Here is a 24,025-nt window from a genome sequence, read left to right on the forward strand (position 1 = left end):
TGCGTCATGATTCTCACTGCCATCGTTGAAAAACTGAAACGCCAATCGACGGATGACTTCAAAGATAGACAGTTTGAGGCCTGGCTGATCATCCAGGCAGTGTCCTGGTACTTGCGGTATCCGCTGAGCTATCGGGATCTGGAGGAAATGTTCCTGTTTAGCCCTTTGTGAGCGCGATGATCGGTATTTGGAGCAAGGGTCTGAACGGGCTTGGTGTAGCTGCGCAGCTTGTCAGTCACCACGGCCCTGGTTTCCTCGAATTGTGTCACCAGCGCGCCAAAGAAACGCCTGGCCGCCTTGGCATTTCGGCGGGATTGAACCAGGATGTCGAGAACGTCTCCATCGCCGTCAATTGCCCGCCAGAGCCAGTATTTCACACTGCCAATGACGATCACGGCCTCATCCAAATGATATTTACTGTTTGGCTTTGGCCGGTCCCGGCGAACGCAGCGTGCGAATTGCCGGCCAGACCGGTTCACCCATTTGCGGATCGTTTCCCGGCTGACACCAATGCCCCGCTCCGCCAGGAGGTCTTCAACATCCGCCGTACTCAACGCTAACCGGTGATACACCCAAACCGCATAGGAAATGATCGATCTGGGAAAGCGGAAGCCCGTATGGCGTGGCAAATCAAGAGTTTCAAACATCAAAGCGATCTACTAAGCCCAAGCGTGAGCAACAAGTTGGCAATATCCCGGAAGTGGCAGCGACACTTAGAAGCTTGATTTGGATAGCGGTTCTGCGCTTCATTTGCCTGCGAAGTGTCAGAACTCATGCTCTACGAACATCCCAGACGTTGCTCCGCACAAAAACATCCATTGCTTAACCAGTGCATCAACTTCCGTCGACTTTGTCCGCGAAGGAGCCGTTGAAGCAATAGACGTTGTATGTCCGCTCCGGGCCGAAAACTAGAGTGACCTAGCTCTATTTGAGTGTCCGCTTCAACAACTGTGCGGAAAAATTCCTCATTCACCTTCCGCTCCCCAAACCAGCCGACTCAACAACGGCCCATAGCTCGAGAGAACGCCCCCCTCCCCCTCAAATCTCCGTCCGCATCCGGTAACCCGGCGCGAAGATGAGGCGGACGTGGGTGATGGGCAGGGGGCCGGTCCAGGTGATGCGTTCCATGGCGAAGAGGGCCGCGCCCGTGGCGGCATCCAGTTTGCGGGACAGGGTCTTGTCGGCGTTGACGGCGAAGAAGGAAATGTCGCCGTGGCTATAGGGCGCGTTGTGCACCAGCCATTCGTTGGCGCTGACGTCCTCGAACGTCATTTCGCGGGCCGCGGGGGCTGCTTCCAGGTTGATGTAGCGTTCCTCGAAGGCATAGGGCCGGTCATCGGCAAAATGCAGCGTCTTCAGGAACAGGACATCCTCGCCAAGGCTCACCTGGAACGCACCGTGCAGCATCGGCGGCAGGGGCCGGAAATCCTTTTCCAGAAGGCTGTGCCGGTAGATGCGGCCGAGGGCTTCGACTTCCTCGCGCAGGATCGGAATGGTGAGCGTCGCGCGCTGGGGCGGGTTGAGCGCAACACGCGTTCCCGCCCGGCGCTTGCGCACCACAAGCCCGCTTTCGGCCAAGTCCCGGAGAGCACGGTTGACGGTGGTGCGGGCGCAGCCGAACTCTTCGGCAAGATCGGCCTCATGGGGGATCTGCTCCCCCGGCTGCCAGACCCGGTCATGGATCCGGCGAAGAAGCTCTTCGCGAATGCCCGTCCAGGAATTTGTGTCCGCCAGCGTCAAGTCGTCTTACCCGTTCAAGTCGTTCTTCAAAGCCGTTTTTCAGAGCCCTTTTTCAGAGCCCATTTCAGAGTCTGGCGCGCAACGAGGCCATGGTCGCCCGGTATTTCGCGCGGATGGCGTTGCCTTTTACATGGTTTCCGCCGGAAACAACATGCCGGCCGGCCGACCAGACCTCCGTGACCATCCGGTCGTCACCGGCAAAGATCCAGGCATCCAGAATTTCATCACCTTCCCGGCCCTCCAGATCGATGGCCGTGCCATCCAGCGCAACAAGATCGGCAAGCGCGCCTTCCGCTATCCTGCCCGCCGCACGACCCGCCGCCTGCGCACCGCCGGCAACCACGCCGTCGAACAGCACCCGCCCGGTGGATTTTTCCTTCGTGGCGACCGAAGCCCGGCAGGTGTCGCGCAGCCGCTGGGAATATTCCAGCGTGCGCAGCTCCTCGGACAGCGCAATGCGAATGTTGGAATCCGAGCCAACACCGAAGCGCCCGCCCGCCGCCAGATAATCGACACCATCGAAGATGCCGTCGCCAAGGCTGGATTCCGTGATCGGACACAAGCCCGCAACGGCGCCGGTCGCAGCAAGGCCTGCAGTTTCCTGAGAGGTCATCTGCGTGCAGTGGATCAGGCACCAGTTTTCGGACACCGCGTGGTTGGCGAGCAGCCACTCCACCGGGCGCTGCCCCGTGGCCGCCAGAACCTCGTCCACTTCCGGGATCTGTTCGGCAAGATGCATGTGCAGCGGATTGCCGCTGGCAAGGGAAACGGCGTTCTTCAGGCTGTCTGCGTCCACCGCCCGAAGCGAATGCGGCGCAACGCCGATGACCGCGTCATCCGGCAGGGATTTGAGCGCCTGGGACGCAAGCTCGTGCAGCTTCTGGAAGCGGTCGAAATCATTGCCGAAGCGGATCTGCCCGGCCGCCAACGGGCGCCCGTCGCAACCGCCGAACTGATAATGAACCGGCAGATGCGTGAGGCCGATGCCGGTATCGGAAGCGGCCGCCATGATGCGGTCCGACATTTCCGCCAGGTTGGCGTAGGGCGCACCGCCCGGCTGGTGATGCAGATAGTGGAACTCGCCAACGGCGGCATAGCCTGCCTCCAGCATTTCCATCTGCACGAAGGCGGCAATCGCCTCCACATCGTCCGGCGTCAGAGCATCCAGGAAGCGGAACATGATCTGGCGCCAGGTCCAGAAACTGTCGCGGTTTTCGCTGCCGCGCCGCTCGCTCATGCCGGCCATCGCCCGCTGAAAGGCATGGCTGTGCAGATTGACCGGCGCCGGCAGAAGAATGCCAACACGCGCGTCCTGAGCGGCCGCACCGCGTTCAACGGAGGCGATCCGGCCGTCCGACCCAATCGAGACAGCGACATTTTTCGCCCAGCCATCGGCCAGTAGCGCCTTTTCCGCAAAAACCGTCGCGCCCGAAACTGTCGACATGTCGCCTATTCCTCCGTTGACACCTTAATATGTGCATGCATATTATCTTATATCGCAATCTAATCAAGCCGGAGATGGACGTGCTGAAACGCCTCCTCACAAACGCCAAGCTGGCAACGCTCACCGCAAACGGAGAGCCATACGGCCTGATTGAGGACGGTGCGCTGGTGATCGAAGGGGGCCGGATTGCGTGGATCGGCAAGGTCGAGGAGCTGCCCTCTCACTATGCGTCGCTCAGCGCGGATGATCTCGGCGGACGGCTGGTGACCCCTGGCCTGATCGACTGTCATACCCATGTTGTTTTCGGCGGCGACCGGGCACGTGAATTCGAAATGCGCCTTGAAGGTGCTTCATACGAGGAAGTTGCCCGCGCCGGTGGCGGCATCGTTTCCACGGTCAAGGCAACGCGCGCAGCCAGCGAAAAGCAGCTGCTGGAAGCTGCCCTGCCGCGTGTGGATGCGCTGATTGCCGAGGGCGTCACCGCCATCGAGATCAAGTCAGGCTATGGCCTCGACCGGGAAACGGAGCTGCGCATGCTGCGCACCGCCCGCAAGATCGGCAAGCTGCGCCCGATCACCGTCAAGACCAGCTTTCTGGGCGCCCATGCCATTCCGGCCGAATACAAGGACAAGGCCGATACCTATCTGGAAAGGGTCTGCCTGCCGGCGCTGGAAGCCGCCCACGCCGAAGGTCTGGTGGATGCGGTCGACGGCTTTTGCGAAGGCATTGCCTTCTCGCCGGAACAGATCGGCAAGGTGTTCGACAAGGCAAAAGAGATTGGCCTGCCGGTGAAGCTGCACGCAGAGCAGCTGTCCAACCTGAACGGCGCGGCGCTGGCCGCCTCCTATGGCGCGCTTTCCGCCGACCATCTGGAATATCTGGATGAAGCCGGCGTCAAGGCGATGGCCGAAAGCGGGTCCGTCGCCGTGTTGCTGCCAGGCGCGTTCTACACCTTGCGCGAAACGCAGTACCCGCCACTGGATCTCCTGCGCAAACACAAGGTGCCCGTCGCCCTTGCCACCGACTGCAATCCGGGCTCCTCGCCGCTCGCCTCACTGCTTCTGACCATGAACATGGGCTGCACCTTGTTCCGCATGACACCGGAAGAAGCACTGGCCGGTGTCACCCGCGAAGCCGCCAAAGCGCTCGGTCTCGATGATCAGGGCACGCTGGCACCCGGCAAGCGGGCGGATCTCGCCGTGTGGAACGTCACCCACCCGGCGGAACTTTCCTACCGGATCGGCTTCAACTCCCTCTTCAAACGCATATTCGGAGGCTCTGAATGAGCGCCCTCACCCTGACACCGGGCTCCGTGACCCTGGCGGATCTGGAACGCATCTACCGCGAAGAGCTGCCGGTGCGCATCGACCGGGCGGCGGAAGCTGCAATCAACCTTGCATCCGAACGCGTCGCCAAGGCTGCACAGGGCGGCGACGCGGTCTACGGCGTCAACACCGGTTTCGGCAAGCTGGCCAGCGTCAAGATCGCCCCGGAAGACACGGCAACCCTGCAGAGGAACCTGATCCTCTCCCATTGCTGCGGTGTCGGCGAACCGCTCGACAAGACCACCACCCGCCTGATGATGGTGCTGAAGCTGCTCTCGCTCGGCCGTGGCGCGTCCGGTGTCCGCTTTGAAGTGATGAAGCTGATCGAGGCGTGCCTGGAAAAGAACGTCACGCCGATGGTGCCCTCGCAAGGGTCTGTCGGCGCCTCCGGCGACCTTGCCCCTCTGGCCCACATGACCGCCGTCCTGATCGGTGAAGGCGAAGCCGACTACGGCGGCACCCGGATGCCCGGCGGCGAAGCTCTTGCCAAAGCTGGTCTTAAACCGGTGGTACTCGGCCCCAAGGAAGGCCTTGGCCTGATCAACGGCACGCAGTTCTCGACCGCCTGTGCGCTCACCGGTCTGTTCGACGCCTGGCGTCTGGCCGAAGCGACCCTGATGACGGCAAGCCTTTCCACCGACGCCATCATGGGCTCGACCGCGCCGCTTCTGCCGGAAATCCACGAACTGCGCGGCCATCGCGGTCAGATCGAAGTGGCAAGGGCCATGCGCGCGATCATGGACGGCTCGGAGATCCGCGAAAGCCACCGCGAAGGTGACACCCGTGTGCAGGATCCCTACTGCATCCGCTGCCAGCCCCAGGTGGCTGGTGCCTGTGTCGATCTTCTGCGCATGGCGGCCCGCACGCTGGAGGTCGAGGCCAATGCGGCGACCGACAACCCGCTGGTGCTGATCGATGCCGACCGGATCGTGTCCGGCGGCAACTTCCACGCCGAGCCTGTTGCCTTTGCCGCCGACCAGATTGCGCTGGCCATTGCCGAACTCGGCGCGATTTCCCAGCGCCGCGTCGCACTGATGGTCGACCCGACGCTGTCTTTCGACCTGCCGCCGTTCCTCGCCAAGGATCCGGGTCTGAACTCGGGCATGATGATCGCGGAAGTGACCACCGCCGCCCTGATGAGCGAGAACAAGCATCTCGCCAATCCGTGCTCGACGGACTCCACCCCGACCAGCGCCAACCAGGAAGACCATGTCTCCATGGCGGCCCACGGCGCCCGCCGCCTTGCCCGCATGAACGCCAACCTCAGCCAGATCCTGGGTGTGGAACTTCTGTGTGCCGCCGAAGGCATCGAGCATCGCGCCCCGCTGAAGACCAGCGCATCCCTTCAAACGGTGATGAGCGCTCTTCGTGGCGTCGTCCCCCCGCTGGAAAAGGACCGCTACATGGCACCGGATCTGGAAACAGCGGCCACCCTGATCCGCAGCCGCAAGCTAATGTCCACGGTATCGGCCGACCACATGATCACGCTGGGAGACGCTCATGCAGCCGGTTGACGTCATTCGCGGAGACGGCCCGGTCGTTCTCGGCGTGCCCCACGCAGGCACCTTCGTGCCGGAGGACATCAAGGCCCGCTTCAACGACATCGGCCTGAAGCTGGCCGACACCGACTGGCATGTGGACCGGCTTTATTCCGATCTTCTGCCCGGCGCGACCATGGTGAAGGCCAACTTCCATCGCTACGTGATCGACGCCAATCGCGATCCGGAAGGCGTCAGCCTTTATCCGGGCCAGAACACCACGACCCTTTGCCCGACAACCGATTTCGACGGACGCCCCCTTTACCAGCCCGGCATGGAACCGGAGACGGACGACATCGAAGCGCGGCGGCTTGCCTGGCACGCCCCGTACCATGCCGCCCTTCTGGCGGAACTGGAACGGGTGCGGGAAAAACACGGCGTCGCCATTCTCTATGACTGCCACTCGATCCGCTCGGTTGTACCGTTCCTGTTCGAGGGCACGCTGCCCGACTTCAACACGGGCACCAACAACGGCACGACCTGCGCCAGCGCGATCGAAGCCGCCGTCGTCGGCTGCACGAAAGCAGCGGAAGGCTACACGTCGATCCTCAACGGCCGCTTCAAGGGGGGCTGGACGACACGGCACTACGGCCGGCCGGCCGAAGGCTTTCACGCCATCCAGATGGAGCTCGCCCAGAAGACCCATCTTGCCACCGAAGACACGCCCTTTGCCTATGACGAGGCCAAGGCCGAACAGCTTCGGGTCCATCTCAAAGAAATCCTGAGCGCACTGGAAACCCTTGCGCCAACCTTATTCCAGAACAACACCCAGGGAGCGAACAATGACTGATCGCCGCCACAACGCCCGCGACGTATTCCCGCCCACCGGCACCGAGCTCAACACCAAGTCCTGGCTGACCGAAGCCCCGCTGCGCATGCTGATGAACAACCTTCATCCGGATGTGGCGGAAAACCCGCATGAGCTGGTCGTCTACGGCGGCATCGGCCGCGCCGCACGCACATGGGACGATTTCGACCGTATCGTCGCAAGCCTCAAGACCCTTGAGGAAGACGAGACGCTGCTGGTGCAATCCGGCAAGCCGGTCGGTGTCTTCAAGACCCACAAGGACGCTCCGCGCGTTCTGATAGCCAATTCCAACCTGGTGCCGAACTGGGCCAACTGGGACCATTTCCACGAGCTGGATAAAAAGGGCCTGGCCATGTACGGCCAGATGACCGCCGGGTCCTGGATCTATATCGGCACCCAGGGCATCGTGCAGGGCACTTATGAAACCTTCATGGAAGCCGGCCGTCAGCACTATGAAGGCAACCTGAAGGGCCGCTGGATCCTGACCGGCGGCCTCGGCGGCATGGGCGGTGCCCAGCCGCTTGCCGCCGTCATGGCAGGGGCCTGCTGCCTTGCGGTCGAGTGCGACGAGAAGAGCGCCGACTTCCGTCTGCGCACCCGCTACGTCGATGAAAAGACCCATTCCCTCGACGAGGCCCTGGCGTTGATCGACCGCTGGACCAAGGCGGGTGAAGCCAAGTCCGTCGCCCTGATCGGCAACGCCGCCGATGTGTTCTCCGAACTGGTCAATCGCGGCGTGAAGCCGGACATCGTCACCGACCAGACCTCCGCCCACGACCCGGTCAACGGCTACCTGCCGCAGGGCTGGACCGTCGCCGAATGGCGCGCCAAGGCCGAGACCGATCCGAAGGCCGTCGAAAAGGCCGCGCGTGCCTCCATGAAGGTGCATGTCGCTGCCATGGTCGATTTCTGGAACATGGGTGTGCCGACTCTCGATTACGGGAACAACATCCGCCAGGTGGCCAAGGAAGAAGGTCTGGAAAACGCCTTCGCCTTCCCGGGCTTCGTTCCGGCCTACATCCGCCCGCTGTTCTGCCGCGGCATCGGCCCGTTCCGCTGGTGCGCGCTTTCCGGCGATCCGGAGGACATCTACAAGACCGACGCCAAGGTGAAGGAACTCATCGCGGACGATCAACACCTGCACAACTGGCTGGACATGGCGCGCGAGCGTATTGCCTTCCAGGGCCTGCCGGCACGCATCTGCTGGGTCGGCCTCGGCCAGCGCCACCGCCTGGGCCTTGCCTTCAACGAAATGGTCCGCAACGGCGAACTGAAAGCCCCGATCGTGATCGGCCGAGATCACCTCGACAGCGGCTCGGTCGCTTCGCCCAACCGCGAGACCGAAGCCATGAAGGACGGCTCCGACGCCGTGTCCGACTGGCCGCTACTGAACGCCCTGCTCAACACCGCGTCCGGTGCGACCTGGGTGTCGCTCCACCACGGCGGCGGCGTCGGCATGGGCTTTTCCCAGCACTCGGGTATGGTCATCTGCTGCGACGGCACGGAAGATGCCGACCGGCGTATCGGCCGGGTGCTTTGGAACGATCCGGCAACCGGCGTGATGCGTCACGCGGATGCCGGCTATGAGATCGCGCTCGACTGCGCGAAAGAACAGGGGCTTAACCTGCCGGCTATTCTGGGTCGTCCCGCGTCCTGATGGACGCAGAAAGATGACCCGGCAACTATAATGCAATCAACTTTCTGCTTTCATGGTCCAACATGAAAGCAGGTTGATCTTGGGGAAACAATCAAGCACGGCGGGACACTCCGATCCATTCCTTTGACTGAGGGGTAATACCATGAAGAGACGTGATTTTCTGAAAGCCGGCGCCACCGGCACGGCCGCCGTTGCGGCCTCCACCCTGGCCGCACCTGCCATTGCGCAGGATGTGCACCAGTGGCGCATGGTCACCGCATGGCCGAAGAACCTGCCGGGTCCGGGCGTCGCCGCCCAGATGCTGGCAGACCGCATCACCGCATTGTCCGGCGGCCGCATCGAGGTGAAACTCTTTGCAGCCGGAGAAATCGTTCCGGGCAACGGCGTGTTCGATGCTGTCGGTCAGGGCACCGCCGAGCTATACCATGCGGTTCCCGCCTATTGGGGCTCCAAGTCCAAGGGCATTCTGCTGTTCGGTTCCCAGCCGTTCGGTCTGACTGCTCCGGAACAGGCCGGCTGGATGATCCACGGTGGTGGCCAGGCGCTCTATGACGAGATCTACGCCCGCTTCAACCTGAAGCCGTTCCTGTGCGGCAACTCCGGACCGCAGTGGGCCGGCTGGTTCCGCGAAGAGATCAAAAGCGTCGACGACCTGAAGGGCATGAAGTTCCGCTCCACCGGTCTGGCTTCGGAAATGTGCTCCAAGCTCGGCATGGCGGTTCAGGCCATGAGCGGCCCGGCCATGTTCCAGGCGCTTCAGTCCGGCGCACTCGATGCCGGCGAGTTCATCGGACCGTGGACCGACAGCGCGCTCGGCTACTACCAGATCGCCAAGAACTACTATTGGCCGGGTGTTGGCGAGCCGTCTTCGGCAGAAGAATGTGCCGTCAACCTGGAAGCCTACAACGCCCTGCCGGACGACCTGAAGGAAGCCGTGCAGCGTGCCTGCGCCAGCCTCTACAACGACGTTCTGACGGAATACAACACCAAGCATGCCCAGGCGCTGACCCAGTTGGTCAATGATCACGGTGTGATGGTGAGAAAGCTGCCGGACGACGTCATTGTCGCCATGGGCAATGCCGCCGGCGAAGTCATCGCCGACCTGCGTGCGGACGAAGACGAACTGGTGCAACGCATCACGGAAAGCTTCCTCGCCTACCGCAAGCTGATGCGCGAGTATATGCCCTACGCCGACAACGGCCAGATGAACGCGCGCATGCTCGACTACAAGTACGACTGATCGGGCACTCGTCACACCCACATCGGGGAAACGTGCTTTCCCCGATGTGGCGGCGTTTCATCATCCCTGTCTTTCGCCTGAGGGGAACCAGTGGCCTGTCTGACAGATCGTCACCTTGTTCCGGCACGCGTGGCCGATCCTTCGCGACAGCGCTTCGCGCTTCCTCAGGATGGGGCACAGGGCGGGATCAGGTCTTGTGACAAACGAGTGCTGAAAGCAGATATTTTCAGCGCCCATTCGCACCTCATGGCTTGACCCTGAGCGCCATTCCGTTTCATCACCGCGTCTGTATTTGCTTCAGGGATACGGAATGAATTTCGGGGTCATGGTCTGCAATACCTCCAGGACCGCAGGTGTCTCATAACAAAAGGAACGGCAAAGCCCCTCCACTTGTCATCCCGGACGGAGCGAAGCGCAGATCCGGGATCCAGTACACCGCAGCCGAGCGGTGTTCAGCATCGGGGTCAACGGTTACTGGTTCCCCGCCTTCGCGGGGATGACAATAACAGAGACTTCGACACCTTACCCCGCAGGCGGCAGCGGGGCCGCAAGCGGATCGAGAAAGCAGGACAGATTGCGATGGAAAAACTGGCGGGTGCGCTGGAGCGTGTCAATTCGGTGATAGGCAACACGCTGTGCTGGGCGGCGCTGTTGATGCTGCTGCTGCAATTCACGATCGTGCTGCTGCGCTATGTCTTCGGCTACAGCTTCATCTTTCTCGATGAAGGCGTGCTTTACTTCCACGCGGCGATTTTCATGCTCGGCTCCGGATACACGTTCCTGGTCAATGCCCATGTCCGGGTCGACATCTTCTACGCCAGGAACAGCGACCGCGCGCAGGCGTGGATTGATGTCTTCGGTCACCTGTTCCTGCTGACGCCGGCGCTCGTCGTGCTGATCTGGTTTTCCTGGCCCTCCGTGCGCGGTAGCTGGGCCATTCTGGAAGGGCCGATTTCCGTTGGAGGCATTCCCGCCTCCTTCCTGTTGAAGTCTCTTATTCCGGCCTACTGCGTGCTGCTGCTGGTTCAGGGTGTGGCCGCCTTCATCCGCGATGTTCAGAAGCTGAAAGGCGCCAGCGCATGAGCCTGCCTCTCGATCTCATCATGTTCGGCGCGCTGATCGCCTTCATCCTGCTGGGTTATCCGGTTGCCTTCACCATTGCGGGCGTTGCCACGGGCTTTGCCCTGCTCGGCTGGATGATGGGCGACTTCAACATCCAGCTCATGGGCGCCATGGGCCAGCGTTTCTTCGGCGTTCTCACAAACCCGGTGCTGACCGCGATCCCGCTGTTCGTCCTGATGGGTGTCATTCTGGAAAAGAGCCGCATTGCCGAGGATCTTCTGGAAACCATGGGCCGTCTCTTCGGCCGCATGAGGGGTGGTCTCGGCGTGTCGGTGATGCTGGTCGGCGCCCTGCTGGCGGCTTCCACCGGCATTGTCGGGGCAACGGTTGTCGCCATGGGGCTGATCGCCCTTCCGACCATGCTGCGCAACGGCTACGACCCCAAACTTGCCTCCGGCATGGTTTGCACCGCCGGAACACTGGGACAGATCATTCCGCCGTCGACGCTGCTGATCATCCTGGCCGACGTCATGTCCAACGCCTTTCAGCAGGCCCAATATGCGCAAGGCAAGTTCACCATCGAGACGATCTCGGTCGGCCAGACGTTTGCCGCCGCCATGATCCCTGGTCTGCTGCTTGTCGCCGTCTATTGCGCCTATATCGTCGGCCGGGCCTACCTGTTTCCAAGTGACGCGCCGGCCATGTCTGAACATATCGATCAGCCATCAGGACGGGAGATCGCTGCGGCCATCGTGCCACCGATACTTCTGATCATTGCCGTGCTCGGCTCCATCCTCGGCGGCATCGCCTCACCCAACGAGGCGGCATCCGTCGGCGCTGTCGGGGCGATCCTGCTGGCAGGCCGCCGTCTCGGCGTTTCCTCCCGGCTCATCGTGCTGGCAACGGCCGCCCTCCTCACGCTTGCCATTGCCGCATCGATCCTTCCCGTGCGCCTGCAGCGGTCCGACATCACCATCGGCGGCTACGTGATGGCCGCGATCTATGCGGGGCTCGCGCTGTTTTCCCTCGGCGTCGTTCTGCACATCCTGAAGAAGGCCTTCGCTGACGGCCTTTTGAAAGCCTCGATGCTTTCCACACTGACCGTCACCTCGATGATTTTTGCCACCATCCTGATGGCCAGCTTCTTCTCGCTGGTCTTTGTCGGCCTCGGTGGGGAAGACCGGGTGCACGACATTCTTCAGGAAATGCCGGGCGGCCCGACAGGCGCGCTAATATTCGCGATGCTGTTTGTCTTCGTGCTCGGCTTCTTCCTGGATTTCGTCGAGATTTCGGTGATCCTGCTACCGGTCCTGATCCCGCCGCTGATCCTGATGGGCATCGACCCCATCTGGCTGACGGTGCTGATCGCGATCAACCTGCAGACATCGTTCCTGACCCCACCCTTCGGTTTCTCGCTATTCTATCTCAGAGGCGCGGCACCGAAGGAAATCACCACCGGCCAGATTTACCGCGGCGTTGTGCCCTTCATCGTCCTGCAGATTGTCGCCGTCGCCATCTTGTGGACCTTCCCGATGTTCGCCACCTGGCTGCCCCGCTGGCTGTATTGAGACTGTGTCGACCTGCCGATAAAAATCACAAGCACGCTTGAAAAGCCGCAGCTCCTCTTGCTGCGGCTTTTTTGTGCGCATCCATGTCGCACACGAGTTTCATTTTCTGACGTTTTGCGTTATTTTTTCCCGAAGCGAGGGAGGAATAACAAGAATGGACAGCTTCTGGAGCGCATTTGCCGGAGCCCTTGGCCTGGTAATCGCGCTGGATCCGGATCTGATGGAGATCATCGGCCTGTCCATGCGGGTCACCCTCACCGCTGTCTTTCTCGCCTGCCTGCTTGGCCTGCCCCTCGGCGCAGCGGTCGGCACCTTCGATTTTCCCGGTAGAACGCTTGTGGCCGTCATCCTGAACGCACTGATGGGCCTGCCGCCCGTCGTCGTCGGCCTGCTCGTCTACCTCGTTCTGTCGGCTTCCGGTCCGCTCGGGCCACTACGCCTGCTCTACACGCCAACGGCCATGATCATTGCGCAAATGGTGCTGGTAACGCCGATCGTCGCGGCCCTGACCCGCCAGGTGGTCGAGGACCTCAACCGGGAATATTCCGAACAGTTTGCCTCGCTCGGTGTCGGTGCCTTCGACAGGCTGACAGCCATGCTCTGGGATGCCCGTTACAGCCTGCTGACGGTCGCGCTCGCCGGCTTTGGCCGGGCGGTCGCCGAGGTCGGAGCGGTTATCATTGTCGGCGGCAACATCAACCACGTCACCCGCGTCATGACCACCACCATTGCGCTGGAAACATCCAAGGGCAATCTTCAGCTTGCCCTGGCGCTCGGCGTGATCCTCCTGATGATTGCCTTTGCCGTGAATGCCGGTGTCATGGCCCTGCGCGCCTCAGCCGCGAGGGCTGCCTATGCGTGACGCTGCCTTTGACACACCGGGCACCGCCTCAACGATGCCACACGCTGCCACACATGATCCCCTGCTGGACGTCAGAAGCCTAGGCTTTTCCGCAGGCGGCGAAAAGCTGCTGCATGGCGTCGATGTTTCCATTCGCCGCGGCTCACGCACCCTTATCATGGGTCCGAACGGTGCCGGGAAAAGCCTTTTGCTGCGGCTGATGCATGGTCTGCTTCAGCCGCAGGAAGGCGCCATCCTGTGGCAGGGCAGCCGGATGAACGCCACAGCCCGGCGCGCCCAGGCCATGGTCTTCCAACGGCCAGTCCTGCTGCGCCGGTCGGTTGTCGCCAACCTCAAGTTCGCATTGACCGTGCGCGGCATGCGGGGCGCGGAGCGGGCTGACAAGGTCAGGAGCGCTCTGGAAACGGCAGGCCTCAGCCACCTGGCCCGGCGTCCGGCCCGCGTTCTGTCCGGCGGCGAACAGCAGCGCCTGTCGCTGGTACGCGCACTTGCCTGCGATCCGGAACTCCTGTTCCTCGACGAACCCACCGCCAATCTCGACCCGGCCTCCACCGCCGCCATCGAAGCCCTGATCCTGGAAGCCAACGCCCGCGGTGTGACCATTGTTCTGGTGACCCATGACGCCGGTCAGGCAAAACGCCTCGGCGAGGATCTGGTGTTTCTGCAGAGCGGCACCGTTGTCGAGACCGGACCTGTCGAAAAAGTGCTGACCGCCCCCAGAAGCGAACCCGTTCGCGCCTGGCGTGACGGCCGGCTCTACCTTGGACCCAACACCCAATCCCTGAATGATTACCCCGGGAGGAAAAATTGATCAGAAGAGCATTTCTGGCGCTTGCCGCCGCCGTCCTGACGACCGTAATTGCCGGTCAGCAGAGCTTTGCCGAAGACAAGTTCATCGTTGTCCAGTCGACCACATCGACCCAGAATTCGGGTCTGTTCGACTATATGTTGCCGATCTTCAAGGACAAGACAGGTATCGACGTGCGCGTGGTGGCTGTCGGCACCGGCCAGGCCATCAAGAACGCCGCCAACGGTGACGGTGACGTCCTGTTCGTTCACTCCAAACCGTCTGAAGAAAAATTCGTCGCCGACGGTCTCGGCGTTTCCCGCTCCGACGTCATGTACAACGACTTCGTCATCGTCGGTCCGGCCGATGATCCGGCAGGCGTTGCCGGCTCCAAGGATGTCGTTGAATCTCTGAAGAAAATCGCCGAAGCAAAGGCGCCCTTCGCGTCCCGCGGTGACGATAGCGGCACACACAAGGCCGAGCGTCGCCTCTGGAAGGCCGCCGGCATCGATCCAACCGAAGGCTCGGGAGACTGGTACCGTGAAACCGGCTCCGGCATGGGCGCAACCCTCAACACCGGTACCGGCATGGGTGCCTATGTCATGACCGACCGCGCCACCTGGATCTCCTTCGGCAACAAGGGAGACTACAAGGTTGCCGTCGAGGGCGACCCGATCCTGTTCAACCAGTACGGCGTCATCCTGGTCAATCCGGAAGTGCATGCGCATGTGAAGGCGGATCTCGGCCAGCAGTTCATCGACTGGGTTCTGTCCAAGGAAGGCCAGAAGGCGATCGCCGATTACAAGGTCGACGGCCAGCAGTTGTTTTTCCCGAATGCGGACAAGGGCTCGAGCTGAGCCCGACCTGCCGCATTCCCGATTTCCGAGTGAGCGGAAACAGATAAGCATCTGTGTCGCACGATCCGCTCATACCTTCCCCCTTCTCTCACGAGGAGGGGGATTTTTTTTGACTTGGTCGAAGGCATTCAATCCCTCTCGACAGTCCACGGAAGGCAGTGAGCACAAATAGCATCGCGAGAGCCGGCGCCTACTCGTTTCCAGGGCGCTGCCTGGAATGTGGAGAACACCTTTTGGAAACCTTGCCTGCTTCCGCAAGCGGGAGTGCGAGTGGACCCCGATCTACGCTTCGTATGTCCGGGGTGACAACCTTTGAGAATTTGGCAAATGCGCCTGAGGCAGATGGCGCTCATGAGCCATGAAACGCCTGTTGCAAAACGGGGTTGGTGGAGAGTATCTCCAGTTCCCTTCGAATTGGGAGTGTCGTTATTCCCCCAGCCGCACGGAGGGGCTGGTCGTGAAATCAGCACTGGAGAAACCCATGTGTTCCAGGGCCTGATTTGCGCCAATGGCAATCACGATAATGGCGGCAAACGCGATGAGCATCGTTTTCATTGTGTTTCTCCTTCGGATGGCGCCGTCGCCGATTTCAGATAGTCGATCAGGTCGTCACGGTCCTGCTGTTCCACGATCCGCTGCATCGGCATCTTGGAGCCGGGAATATAGTGGTCGGGCCCGTCCAGGAACAGTTGGTCTATCGTCGTTTCCGACCAGACAATATCAGATCCCGACAGCGTCGACGAATAGGGATAGTCCGGCACGGTACCCGCACGTCGGCCGAAGATGTTGTGAAGCGTTGGCCCAGCCTTGCGCGCACTGTCGCCTGTAAGGGCATGACAGATGGAACATTTGCGCGCGAACTGCCGCTCGCCGTTGGACATCTCTTCGGGCTTTTTCAGAAACTGTGGCGTTTCCGTCGCCATCGGGTCGAAATTGGCCAGGTCCGCAAGGGGCCAGGAATAGACGATGTTCTCGATACCGCCCGCATGCAGCACGTCACCTTCCCTGGAAAAGGCGAGCGCCCAGATCGGCCCTCTCAGGGCCGCCCGGAAGTCCGTCTCAAGCGTCCAGGACTGCGTGTCGAACACGGTAATGTAACCGTGGCCGTCGCCTGTCGCGAGGCGAGAGCCGTCGGGGCTGACTGCCATGGCCAATATCGGACGGCGCTCGAAGGTGAAATCCTGCAGCCGCTCGCCGGTTTCAATGTCGACGATCCGGGTGACGCCGTCCTGGGAGCCATAGGCGATCCAGCTCTCACGATCTCCCTCACCGCCAACGGCAATGACATTGACGCCAAAACCGTTGCGATCGACAACCCGCTTTTCACTTTGGGTTGCCAGATCCCAGAGCTTGATCGATCCGTCGACCGACGCGGAGTAGAGTTGGCCTCCGTCGCGTGAGAACGCAACCGCGTTCACTCCGGCAGTATGCCCTGACAGATACTGCGGTTCGCCGCCGGCAACCGGCCAGAGACCGACGCGCGCGTCCCAGCTTGCACTGGCAATCGTCGTCTTGTCGGGAGAGACCGCAAGTCCCATGATCTTGGCCGTATGTCCTTTCAGGACGCGGTGCGTGCCCTCTCCGGTGTTCCAGAGGATGAGGTCATTGTCGTCACCACCGGAGACGATATGACGGCCGTCCAGAAACTGCACCACCTTCACCGCCGCCGCATGGCCTTCCAGCCAGTGCGGCGTGCGGCCCGTCCAGATGCCGACGGAATTGTCGAAGCTGGCGGTTGCCACCTGCCCGGTCTCGGAGGAGACGTCGACGTCCATGACCGGGCCGCCATGACCTTTCAGTGTCTGGAAATCTGCGGCACCAGCCTCGGCGACCAGCGCCATAAAGAAGCCGGTGGCGGGCCCGAAGACCCGCGCAAGCAACCATCTGAAATCCGGCTGAAGCGGCATGTCACGCCGGGCCTATTCGGCAGGAACCGCGCTGTCTCCGCCGGAGTGCTTGCCGGCAGCGCGCTTTTCCGCCTCTTCCACTTCCTTCACCCACAGGCCGTGATGTTCCTTCGCCCATTGCAGTTCGACCTCACCCGATCCCATGGCGTCATAGGCCCCTTCCATGCCGATGGAGCCGATGTAGATATGCGCCAGGATCAAAGCCATCATCACAAAGGCAACGATGGCGTGCCAGAGCTGGGCGAATTGCATTTCCTCGTGAGGGGCAAGTTCAGTCGGCAATGTGCCGAGCCCGACCAGTTGCGGCAAACCAAGCGCGTTGAGTTTTTCAAAGGTGACCGCGAACATCGGCATTTCGAACGGGAACAGCAGCGACAGTCCGGACACGGAGATCGACGCCCCAAGCACGATCACGCCCCAGAACACAAGCTTCTGGCCAAAGTTGAATTTCTTGGCCGGTGGATGCACGCCCTTCTTGAAGAGCCCGCCACCGACCGCGATCCATTTCAGGTCCGTCTTGTTGGGAATGTTGTGGGCAACCCACATCACGAACACCATGATGAGGCCCAGCATGAAGGCCCAGGCGACGTTGTTGTGGATCCACTTGGAGAAATGCGCGACAGGCGCAAATGCGTCCTTGCCGATCAATGGAATGATTGCAAAGCGCCCGAAAAGCGTCAGTAGGCCGGTAATGCCCAGCAGGACGAATGATCCCGCAAGCAGCCAGTGACCAAAGCGCTCGATGGCCTTGAACCGTGTGATGGTGCGGCCGGTTTTCTCGCCGTCTATGCGGATGCGGCCGCGAATGAGATAGAAAAGAGCCAGCAGCACAATGGTCCCGCCAAGCAGCCAGGTGCCATAGGTTGCGAGCGGCCCCTTGCGCCATTCCAGCCAGCGCATGCCGCCATCCTGCATCAACACGCCTGCCGCGAAACCGCCGGAAGAGACGGTCACGTCTGCAGAGCCGTACCGCAGAGACCGCCAGAGCTCCGGGTCCGAGACGCCGCCAAGCGTTCCGAGCTGCGAGGATATTGCCGCCGCATCGTTCGGATCGCCGGTGTTGTTGCGGCGGAAGTCATAATCGACCTTCTCGCCGCGCTGGCGTTTCATGATGTCTTCCAGGGTCTGCGCGCCACCGGTCGCGGACCGGTCGGCGGATGTATCCTGCGCGAACCCTGTCCCCAGACCTGCCCCAAGAAAGGTCAGTAGAACAAGCAAAGCCATAGTCACGCGTTTCATGACCGCAAACCTCTTTGTCGATTACAACCGGAGACGAGCGAGGCGGCCGTGAAGCCGCCCCGCTTACGCTTGTTTCAGGCATGTCCCGAAGCGTGACAGGCAGTCCGGTGTACCAGACTGCCCTCACCCAAGGGGATCAGCCGCCTTTCTGGCCGTAAGCGGTGCCCCAGCCCCAGGCACCCGAGCCGAAGCCGCGGGCAACCACACGTTCGCGGTAGATGGCCGACACGACGTCGCCATCGCCCGCAAGCAGGGCCTTGGTGGAGCACATTTCCGCGCAGAGCGGCAACTTGCCTTCCGCAATACGGTTGCGGCCGTATTTGGCGAACTCTGCAGTGGAGTTGTTTTCTTCCGGACCGCCGGCACAGAAGGTGCATTTGTCCATCTTGCCGCGCGAACCGAAATTACCCGCTTGCGGGAATTGCGGTGCGCCGAACGGACAGGCGTAGAAGCAGTAGCCGCAGCCAATGCACAGGTCCTTCGAGTGAAGCACCACGCCTTCTTCGGTCTGGTAGAAGCAGTCCACCGGGCACACCGCCATGCAGGGTGCGTCCGAGCAGTGCATGCAGGCCACGGAGATCGACCGTTCGCCCGGCTTGCCATCATTGATGGTCACCACCCGGCGGCGGTTGATGCCCCACGGCACCTCATGCTCGTTCTTGCAGGCCGTGACGCAGGCATTGCACTCAATGCAGCGTTCGGCGTCACAAAGGAACTTTGATCTTGCCATTATACGTCCTCCTTACGCTGCCGAGATCTTGCAGAGAGTGGCCTTGGTCTCCTGCATCTGAGTCACCGAGTCATACCCGTAGGTCTGCGCGGTGTTGGAGCTTTCCCCAAGCACATAAGGGTCTGCACCTTTCGGATACTTGGACCTGAGGTCCTCGCCCTGGTAATGACCGCCGAAGTGGAACGGCATGAAGGCAACGCCTTCGCCGACCCGTTCGGTCACCATTGCCATGACCTTGACCTTGCCGCCTTCCGGGCCTTCGACCCAGACCTGCGCGCCGTCCCGCACCCCGAGATTGTTGGCATCCCGTGGATTGATTTCGACGAACATGTTCTGCTGGAGTTCGGCCAGCCACGGGTTCGACCGGGATTCGTCCCCGCCGCCCTCGTATTCGACCAGTCGGCCGGATGTGAGGATGATCGGGAAGTCCTTGGAGAAATCGTTCTTCTGGATCGACTCATAAAGCGTCGGAACACGCCAGAACGATTTGTCGGCATAGGTCGGATAGTCCGCAACCAGATCCCGACGGTTGGTGTAGAGCGGCTCGCGGTGCAGCGGCACCGGATCCGGGAAGGTCCACACCACGGCGCGGGCCTTGGCGTTGCCGAAGGGGGCACAGCCATGGGCGATCGCGACGCGCTGGATACCGCCGGACAGGTCGGTCTTCCAGTTCACGGTACCGATCTTGTCAGCAGATCCGGCAACAGCCTCGATCGACTGCCGTTCTTCCGCCGTCAGGTCGCCATCCCAGCCGAGATCCATCAGCATCTGCATGGTGAACTCGGGATAGCCGTCCTGAATTTCAGCACCTGGGTTGGAGACGCCCTCCGCCAGAAGGTTCTGGCCATCACGCTCCACGCCGAAACGGGCACGGAAGCACAGACCGCCTTCAGCGACCGGCATCGACATGTCGTAGAGGTTGGCGGTGCCCGGATGTTTCATTTCCGGTGTCCCCCAGCACGGCCACGGCATGCCGTAGAACTCGCCGTCGTTCGGACCGCCGACGGCACGCAGCGTGGTGCGGTCGAAGGTGTGCTGGTTGGCCATATGCGCCTTCAGCCGCTCTGGCGACTGGCCGGTATAGCCGATGGTCCACATGCCGCGGTTGAACTCCCGCGTCAGGTCCTCGACGTTGGGCTCGTCCCCGTCCATGGAGATGTTGCGGAAGATACGGTCGTCGAAACCGAACTTCTTGGCGAACATGGCCAGGATCGTGTGGTCGGGCTTGGATTCGAACAGCGGTGCCACCACCTGTTCGCGCCACTGCAGGGACCGGTTGGACGCGGTTACCGAACCGCGGGTCTCGAACTGGGTCGAGGCCGGCAGCAGGTAACATCCGTCGGTGCGGTCGTGCAGGATTGCCGAAACGGTCGGATAGGGGTCAACCACGACCAGCAGGTCGAGCTTCTCCATTGCCTGTTTCATTTCCGGCAGACGGGTCTGGGAGTTCGGGGCATGGCCCCACAGAACCATCGCGCGGGTGTTGTCCGGCTGTTCCAGGTTTTCCTTGGCTTCCAGAACACCGTCGATCCAGCGGCTGACCGGAATGCCGGTCAGGTTCATCATGGCCTTGTCCTTGCCGTCAGCCCCTTTGATGGTGCCGAAGCGGCCCTTCAGCCAATCCAGATCTTCTTCCCACACACGCGCCCAATGGGCCCAGGAGCCGGCGGTCAGGCCGTAGTAGCCCGGCAGCGTATCGGCGAGAACGCCGAGATCGGTCGCTCCCTGCACGTTGTCGTGGCCACGGAAGATGTTGGTGCCGCCACCGGCGGTGCCCATGTTGCCAAGTGCGAGCTGCAGGATGCAGTAGGCACGGGTGTTGTTGTTGCCGTTGGTGTGCTGGGTGCCGCCCATGCACCAGATCACGGTGCCCGGACGGTTGTTGGCAAGCGTCCGCGCCACGCGCTTCAGCTGGCTTTCCGGCGCACCGGTGACCCGCTCGACTTCATCCGGCGTCCAATTGGCAACTTCCTCGCGGATCTGGTCCATGCCCCACACGCGGGTGCGGATGAACTCCTTGTCTTCCCAGCCGTTGTCGAAGATGTGCCACAGAATGCCCCAGATGAGGGCAACGTCCGAGCCCGGACGGAAGCGGACATATTCGTCGGCATGGGCCGCGGTGCGGGTGAAACGCGGATCGCAGACGATCAGCGGTGCGTTGTTCTGTTCCTTGGCGCGCAGCACATGCAGCAGCGAGACGGGGTGTGCCTCCGCCGGGTTGCCGCCAATTATGAAGATCGCCTTGGAATTGTGGATGTCGTTGTAGCTGTTGGTCATGGCGCCGTAGCCCCATGTGTTGGCTACGCCGGCAACCGTCGTGGAGTGGCAGATACGCGCCTGGTGGTCGACGTTGTTCGTCCCCCAGTAGCCCGCGAATTTGCGGAAGAGATAGGCTTGCTCGTTACTGTGCTTGGCAGAGCCCAGCCAGTAGACGCTGTCCGGACCGCTTTCGTCGCGGATCTGCAGCATCTGGTCGCCGATCTCGTTGATCGCCTCTTCCCAGCTGATCCGCTTCCACTCGCCGCCTTCCTTTTTCATCGGATATTTCAGGCGGCGTTCGCCATGGGCATGTTCGCGGACGGAAGCTCCCTTGGCGCAGTGGGCGCCCAGGTTGAACGGGCTGTCCCAACCGGGCTCCTGCCCGATCCAGACCCCGTTGGAGACTTCGGCGATGACGGTACAGCCAACGGAGCAGTGCGTGCAGACCGACTTGACGGTCTTCACGGCGTCGCCGGTGGATTGTGCCTTGGCTTTGGTGACCGTTCCTCCGGTCACGGTAATGGCGGCCAGGCCGCCTGCGGCAAGACCGGATCCCTTCAGGAACGAACGGCGGTCAACCGACTTGTGTGCAGCGTCTTTCAGGATACTTGCACCTTGGGGGCGTCGCGCAACCCCATTGGTCTTTTTCCTAAGCATAGTGCCCTACCTTGCTTGTATCAGAACCTGATACGGCTGGGTGATGTGTGAACCGGCGTCCGGGCGTCACGCAACCATGGCCGGGAAAGTCTTGACAAGGTCCGGTTAGAACCGGGCGCTGTCGTAGTAGGCACGGGTGTGAACCGTGTCCTGCATCTTGTCGGAAGCCAGGTCGGGCTCGGCCGCTTCCGCAGTCGCGCCGGCAGTCACCGTGGTAACGGCGACCGGGGCAGATATTGCCGCCAGCTTCAGGAAGTCCCGGCGGCCTGTACCCTCCTCAGGGCGTGCCGTTTCGGGTCGTTTCATGGTCGCATTCCTCCTCTCCCAGATGGATGGCGCAGCCACCCTGTTTCAGATGCAATCGTCAGTTCGAGATCATGTCGAAGCCCTGTGCCTCGATTTCCATGAACTGGCGTCCCAGTGAACCGACAGCGCCGTAGAACACGGAGGTTCCGGCAGCTTCCAGGTCGGTAAAGAAGTGTATCGCCCAGGGCTCGATATGAGCGTTGAAGAAGCTCTTCTGTTCGCTGAGCGAGGTCACCTTGCCGAAGCGGCCCAGGATCATCCCGGCCATCATTTCCATCAGCGAGGCAATATTGTCTTCCGGCTCGTGCTTGTCTTCCGCCCGCTCGATCCCGCGTTCCGCCATGTCCTGACGGAGCTTGGCCAGCGGCTTCTCGTTGAGAAACCCGGTCAGGTAATAGCTGGCGTAAGGCAGCAGCTCGCCGCGCCCCAGGCCGATAAACAAGGCATTGAATTCACGCTCGGCCGTCTCCGGTGTCGTGACCGCCGCGACTTTGGCAAGCACGTTCAGGGAATTGCCGAGCGGTGAATCTCCGCCCTGCAGGCCGGCAATCTGACCAAGCAGCTCCGCTTCCGCCGGGCGCGCAAGCACCAGCGCCAGAAAATCGTATAATTCGGACCGGGCCTGGTCCTCCGGTTCAATAATGAATTCCCTCGCCACAACGGCCATTCGAGCCTTTTCCTCCCACACACGCGGTGCTTATCTGGCGCAATAACTTCTTAGACTTTAGTATTAATCGAAGTCGAACCGCATTCGGCGCCGTCTCGGCGGGCGCTCTTCTTCGGTATCAACCAGTGCTGTTTCATCGGTTACAATAGTTCCAATTTCACTTATTTGCACCGTCTCGTCACTTTGCGTCAATCGAATAGATGTTTTTCCTTTTTCAACATAATTATGCTGCGTTGCAGCAAGTTGTTCGCGTTGCGGCGCAGCAGAATCACTTTGCCGGGAAAGATTTTCACTCTCATCTGCCGTGGACGCGTCCAAGACCTGTTCCGGCTCGGTTTCGGAGATTTTTTTCAAAAATCCACGACCAACCTCGTAGGCGGTTTTCACCACCTGACCGGCGGTTGAGGCATCGGTAAAATCGTCGTCGTAGTCGTTTAGCCCATCGAGATTGGCGAGAACGGGATTTGAAAGCCAAAGGCGGCGCAGTGCCCGCCGGCGGAGCCGTTCCGGCACCGTCTTGGCCAGAAACTGTGCGAAATCGTCATCCTTTTCCAGGGTGTCCGGATCAGGCAGGCCGAGTTCTTCCAGAATGTCCGCGTCGCTCTTTTCTTCCAGTTCGGCCCGTTTCGCGGTTTCAACTTTACTTTCCTGGCGCTCGATCTCCGCGGCTTCGGCTTCACGCACCGCAGCCTTGCGCCTTGACCAGAAATCCAATGGCTTGTCATCGCCGGAATTCACTGCAGTGTGTCCTTCTTGCGGGTGCCGGGTGCCCGGTAAACATCGGCAAGCTGCCGAATGCGCGGATCACCGATACCCTCTTCCTCAAGGTCGATACGGTGTATGTCGCGCTGACGCTTGTAGAAGATTTCCTCTTCATGGTGCATGTCGACGAATTCCCGTATCCAGGCAATCAGCCCCGGTGGCATCGGCACCTTTTCGACGAAGACTTCAGCGGAATCCGCATAATCCAGCCCTTCATGGGCCGACGCCGTCATATGCAGCACCTCGATGGGAATTGCCGGTTCCAGTTCCGGGGCGGCCCGCATCACCACATAGACGGAGGGGACCCTGTCGGACAGCGCGATCAGATAGGCCTCGGTCTGGGTGTGATGCAGTTCCAGGCTCAGGGTCGTGGCGTGGTATTCAATCGCATCGCCTTCGGCTCGCAGCATTTTCCAGTCCGCTGGTGCGGCACCCGGCAACAGGGATACGGGAAGCCAGGTCCATTTCTGCCAGCGGGTTACGCCGGGCAGCCTGCGCACCACAACCCCCACCGGCATGACACGCGTTCTTTCCCTAGTCACGGATACCCTTCCTCCCCGTCCCCGGTTCAATCCGGTTCTATCTTGATGTTACGTAAAATGCTGTAGCA

21 protein-coding genes and 2 pseudogenes are annotated in these 24,025 nt (G+C 61.3%); 11 read left to right on the forward strand and 12 right to left on the reverse strand.

Annotation, left to right across the window (positions count from 1 at the left end; translation table 11 throughout):
• Window positions 1-6 precede the first annotated feature (6 nt).
• Window positions 7-153, forward strand: a pseudogene (locus ACYQ54_RS08140) (IS6 family transposase); the annotation flags it as partial.
• Here ACYQ54_RS08140 and ACYQ54_RS08145 read toward each other — a convergent pair.
• The 3 genes and pseudogenes from ACYQ54_RS08145 to ACYQ54_RS08155 form a co-directional block, all read right to left on the reverse strand.
• A pseudogene (locus ACYQ54_RS08145) lies at window positions 132-647 on the reverse strand (IS6 family transposase); the annotation flags it as partial. The pseudogenes ACYQ54_RS08140 and ACYQ54_RS08145 overlap by 22 nt on opposite strands.
• Before the next feature lie 391 nt (window positions 648-1,038).
• A complete protein-coding gene (locus tag ACYQ54_RS08150) occupies window positions 1,039-1,740 on the reverse strand; it encodes a GntR family transcriptional regulator (protein ID WP_460080979.1) in 702 nt (233 codons plus the stop codon).
• Between the two features lie 64 nt (window positions 1,741-1,804).
• Window positions 1,805-3,184 (reverse strand): formimidoylglutamate deiminase, encoded by a 1,380-nt coding sequence (locus ACYQ54_RS08155; protein ID WP_460080981.1) that lies wholly within the window; start codon window positions 3,182-3,184, stop codon window positions 1,805-1,807.
• Between the two features lie 74 nt (window positions 3,185-3,258).
• Between ACYQ54_RS08155 and hutI the strand changes: the two genes are divergently transcribed.
• From hutI to ACYQ54_RS08205, 10 genes are all read left to right on the forward strand, one after another.
• Window positions 3,259-4,470, forward strand: a complete 1,212-nt coding sequence (gene hutI / locus ACYQ54_RS08160; RefSeq protein WP_460081709.1) for an imidazolonepropionase — start codon at window positions 3,259-3,261, stop codon at window positions 4,468-4,470.
• On the forward strand, window positions 4,467-6,023 hold the full coding sequence (gene hutH, locus ACYQ54_RS08165) for a histidine ammonia-lyase (RefSeq protein ID WP_460080982.1): 1,557 nt from the start codon (window positions 4,467-4,469) through the stop codon (window positions 6,021-6,023). Before hutI ends, hutH begins: the two co-directional genes overlap by 4 nt.
• Window positions 6,010-6,837 carry an N-formylglutamate deformylase gene (gene hutG, locus ACYQ54_RS08170; protein ID WP_460080984.1) on the forward strand — a complete coding sequence of 276 codons (828 nt, stop codon included), beginning with the start codon at window positions 6,010-6,012 and terminating at the stop codon, window positions 6,835-6,837. Before hutH ends, hutG begins: the two co-directional genes overlap by 14 nt.
• On the forward strand, window positions 6,830-8,512 hold the full coding sequence (gene hutU / locus ACYQ54_RS08175; protein WP_460080985.1) for a urocanate hydratase: 1,683 nt from the start codon (window positions 6,830-6,832) through the stop codon (window positions 8,510-8,512). Before hutG ends, hutU begins: the two co-directional genes overlap by 8 nt.
• A 142-nt stretch (window positions 8,513-8,654) precedes the next feature.
• Complete coding sequence (locus tag ACYQ54_RS08180) at window positions 8,655-9,752, forward strand: TRAP transporter substrate-binding protein (protein WP_460080987.1); 1,098 nt, start codon at window positions 8,655-8,657, stop codon at window positions 9,750-9,752.
• A gap of 579 nt (window positions 9,753-10,331) precedes the next feature.
• Window positions 10,332-10,835, forward strand: coding sequence for a TRAP transporter small permease subunit (locus tag ACYQ54_RS08185; RefSeq protein ID WP_460080989.1), 504 nt, complete (start codon window positions 10,332-10,334; stop codon window positions 10,833-10,835).
• A complete protein-coding gene (locus ACYQ54_RS08190; protein WP_460080992.1) occupies window positions 10,832-12,382 on the forward strand; it encodes a TRAP transporter large permease in 1,551 nt (516 codons plus the stop codon). Before ACYQ54_RS08185 ends, ACYQ54_RS08190 begins: the two co-directional genes overlap by 4 nt.
• Before the next feature lie 154 nt (window positions 12,383-12,536).
• Window positions 12,537-13,244, forward strand: a complete 708-nt coding sequence (locus ACYQ54_RS08195; RefSeq protein ID WP_460080993.1) for an ABC transporter permease — start codon at window positions 12,537-12,539, stop codon at window positions 13,242-13,244.
• The gene (locus ACYQ54_RS08200; protein WP_460080994.1) at window positions 13,237-14,055 is read left to right on the forward strand and encodes an ATP-binding cassette domain-containing protein; all 819 of its coding nucleotides are present in this window, start codon (window positions 13,237-13,239) and stop codon (window positions 14,053-14,055) included. Before ACYQ54_RS08195 ends, ACYQ54_RS08200 begins: the two co-directional genes overlap by 8 nt.
• Window positions 14,052-14,888: an ABC transporter substrate-binding protein gene (locus ACYQ54_RS08205; RefSeq protein ID WP_460080996.1), complete on the forward strand. Its 837-nt coding sequence runs from the start codon at window positions 14,052-14,054 to the stop codon at window positions 14,886-14,888. The genes ACYQ54_RS08200 and ACYQ54_RS08205 overlap by 4 nt, the downstream gene beginning before the upstream one ends.
• A 426-nt stretch (window positions 14,889-15,314) precedes the next feature.
• On the opposite strand, the gene ACYQ54_RS08210 is transcribed toward ACYQ54_RS08205, so the two are convergent.
• The 9 genes from ACYQ54_RS08210 to ACYQ54_RS08250 form a co-directional block, all read right to left on the reverse strand.
• The gene (locus tag ACYQ54_RS08210) at window positions 15,315-15,443 is read right to left on the reverse strand and encodes a hypothetical protein (protein ID WP_460080997.1); all 129 of its coding nucleotides are present in this window, start codon (window positions 15,441-15,443) and stop codon (window positions 15,315-15,317) included.
• A complete protein-coding gene (locus ACYQ54_RS08215; protein ID WP_460080999.1) occupies window positions 15,440-16,795 on the reverse strand; it encodes a c-type cytochrome in 1,356 nt (451 codons plus the stop codon). The genes ACYQ54_RS08210 and ACYQ54_RS08215 overlap by 4 nt, the downstream gene beginning before the upstream one ends.
• A 12-nt stretch (window positions 16,796-16,807) precedes the next feature.
• Entirely contained in the window at window positions 16,808-18,034 is a 1,227-nt protein-coding gene (locus ACYQ54_RS08220) for a formate dehydrogenase subunit gamma (RefSeq protein WP_460081000.1), read from the reverse strand.
• Between the two features lie 136 nt (window positions 18,035-18,170).
• Complete coding sequence (fdh3B, locus tag ACYQ54_RS08225) at window positions 18,171-18,764, reverse strand: formate dehydrogenase FDH3 subunit beta (RefSeq protein WP_006937368.1); 594 nt, start codon at window positions 18,762-18,764, stop codon at window positions 18,171-18,173.
• A 12-nt stretch (window positions 18,765-18,776) separates the two neighbouring features.
• Entirely contained in the window at window positions 18,777-21,680 is a 2,904-nt protein-coding gene (locus tag ACYQ54_RS08230; protein WP_460081003.1) for a formate dehydrogenase subunit alpha, read from the reverse strand.
• A gap of 105 nt (window positions 21,681-21,785) precedes the next feature.
• The gene (locus tag ACYQ54_RS08235) at window positions 21,786-21,986 is read right to left on the reverse strand and encodes a twin-arginine translocation pathway signal protein (protein WP_460081004.1); all 201 of its coding nucleotides are present in this window, start codon (window positions 21,984-21,986) and stop codon (window positions 21,786-21,788) included.
• Between the two features lie 58 nt (window positions 21,987-22,044).
• Window positions 22,045-22,653 (reverse strand): TorD/DmsD family molecular chaperone, encoded by a 609-nt coding sequence (locus ACYQ54_RS08240; RefSeq protein ID WP_460081006.1) that lies wholly within the window; start codon window positions 22,651-22,653, stop codon window positions 22,045-22,047.
• A gap of 63 nt (window positions 22,654-22,716) precedes the next feature.
• Window positions 22,717-23,391: a DUF3306 domain-containing protein gene (locus ACYQ54_RS08245; protein WP_460081007.1), complete on the reverse strand. Its 675-nt coding sequence runs from the start codon at window positions 23,389-23,391 to the stop codon at window positions 22,717-22,719.
• Window positions 23,388-23,957, reverse strand: coding sequence for a DUF3305 domain-containing protein (locus ACYQ54_RS08250; protein WP_460081009.1), 570 nt, complete (start codon window positions 23,955-23,957; stop codon window positions 23,388-23,390). The genes ACYQ54_RS08245 and ACYQ54_RS08250 overlap by 4 nt, the downstream gene beginning before the upstream one ends.
• Window positions 23,958-24,025 lie beyond the last annotated feature (68 nt).

Source organism: Roseibium sp. LAB1, from assembly GCF_054658235.1.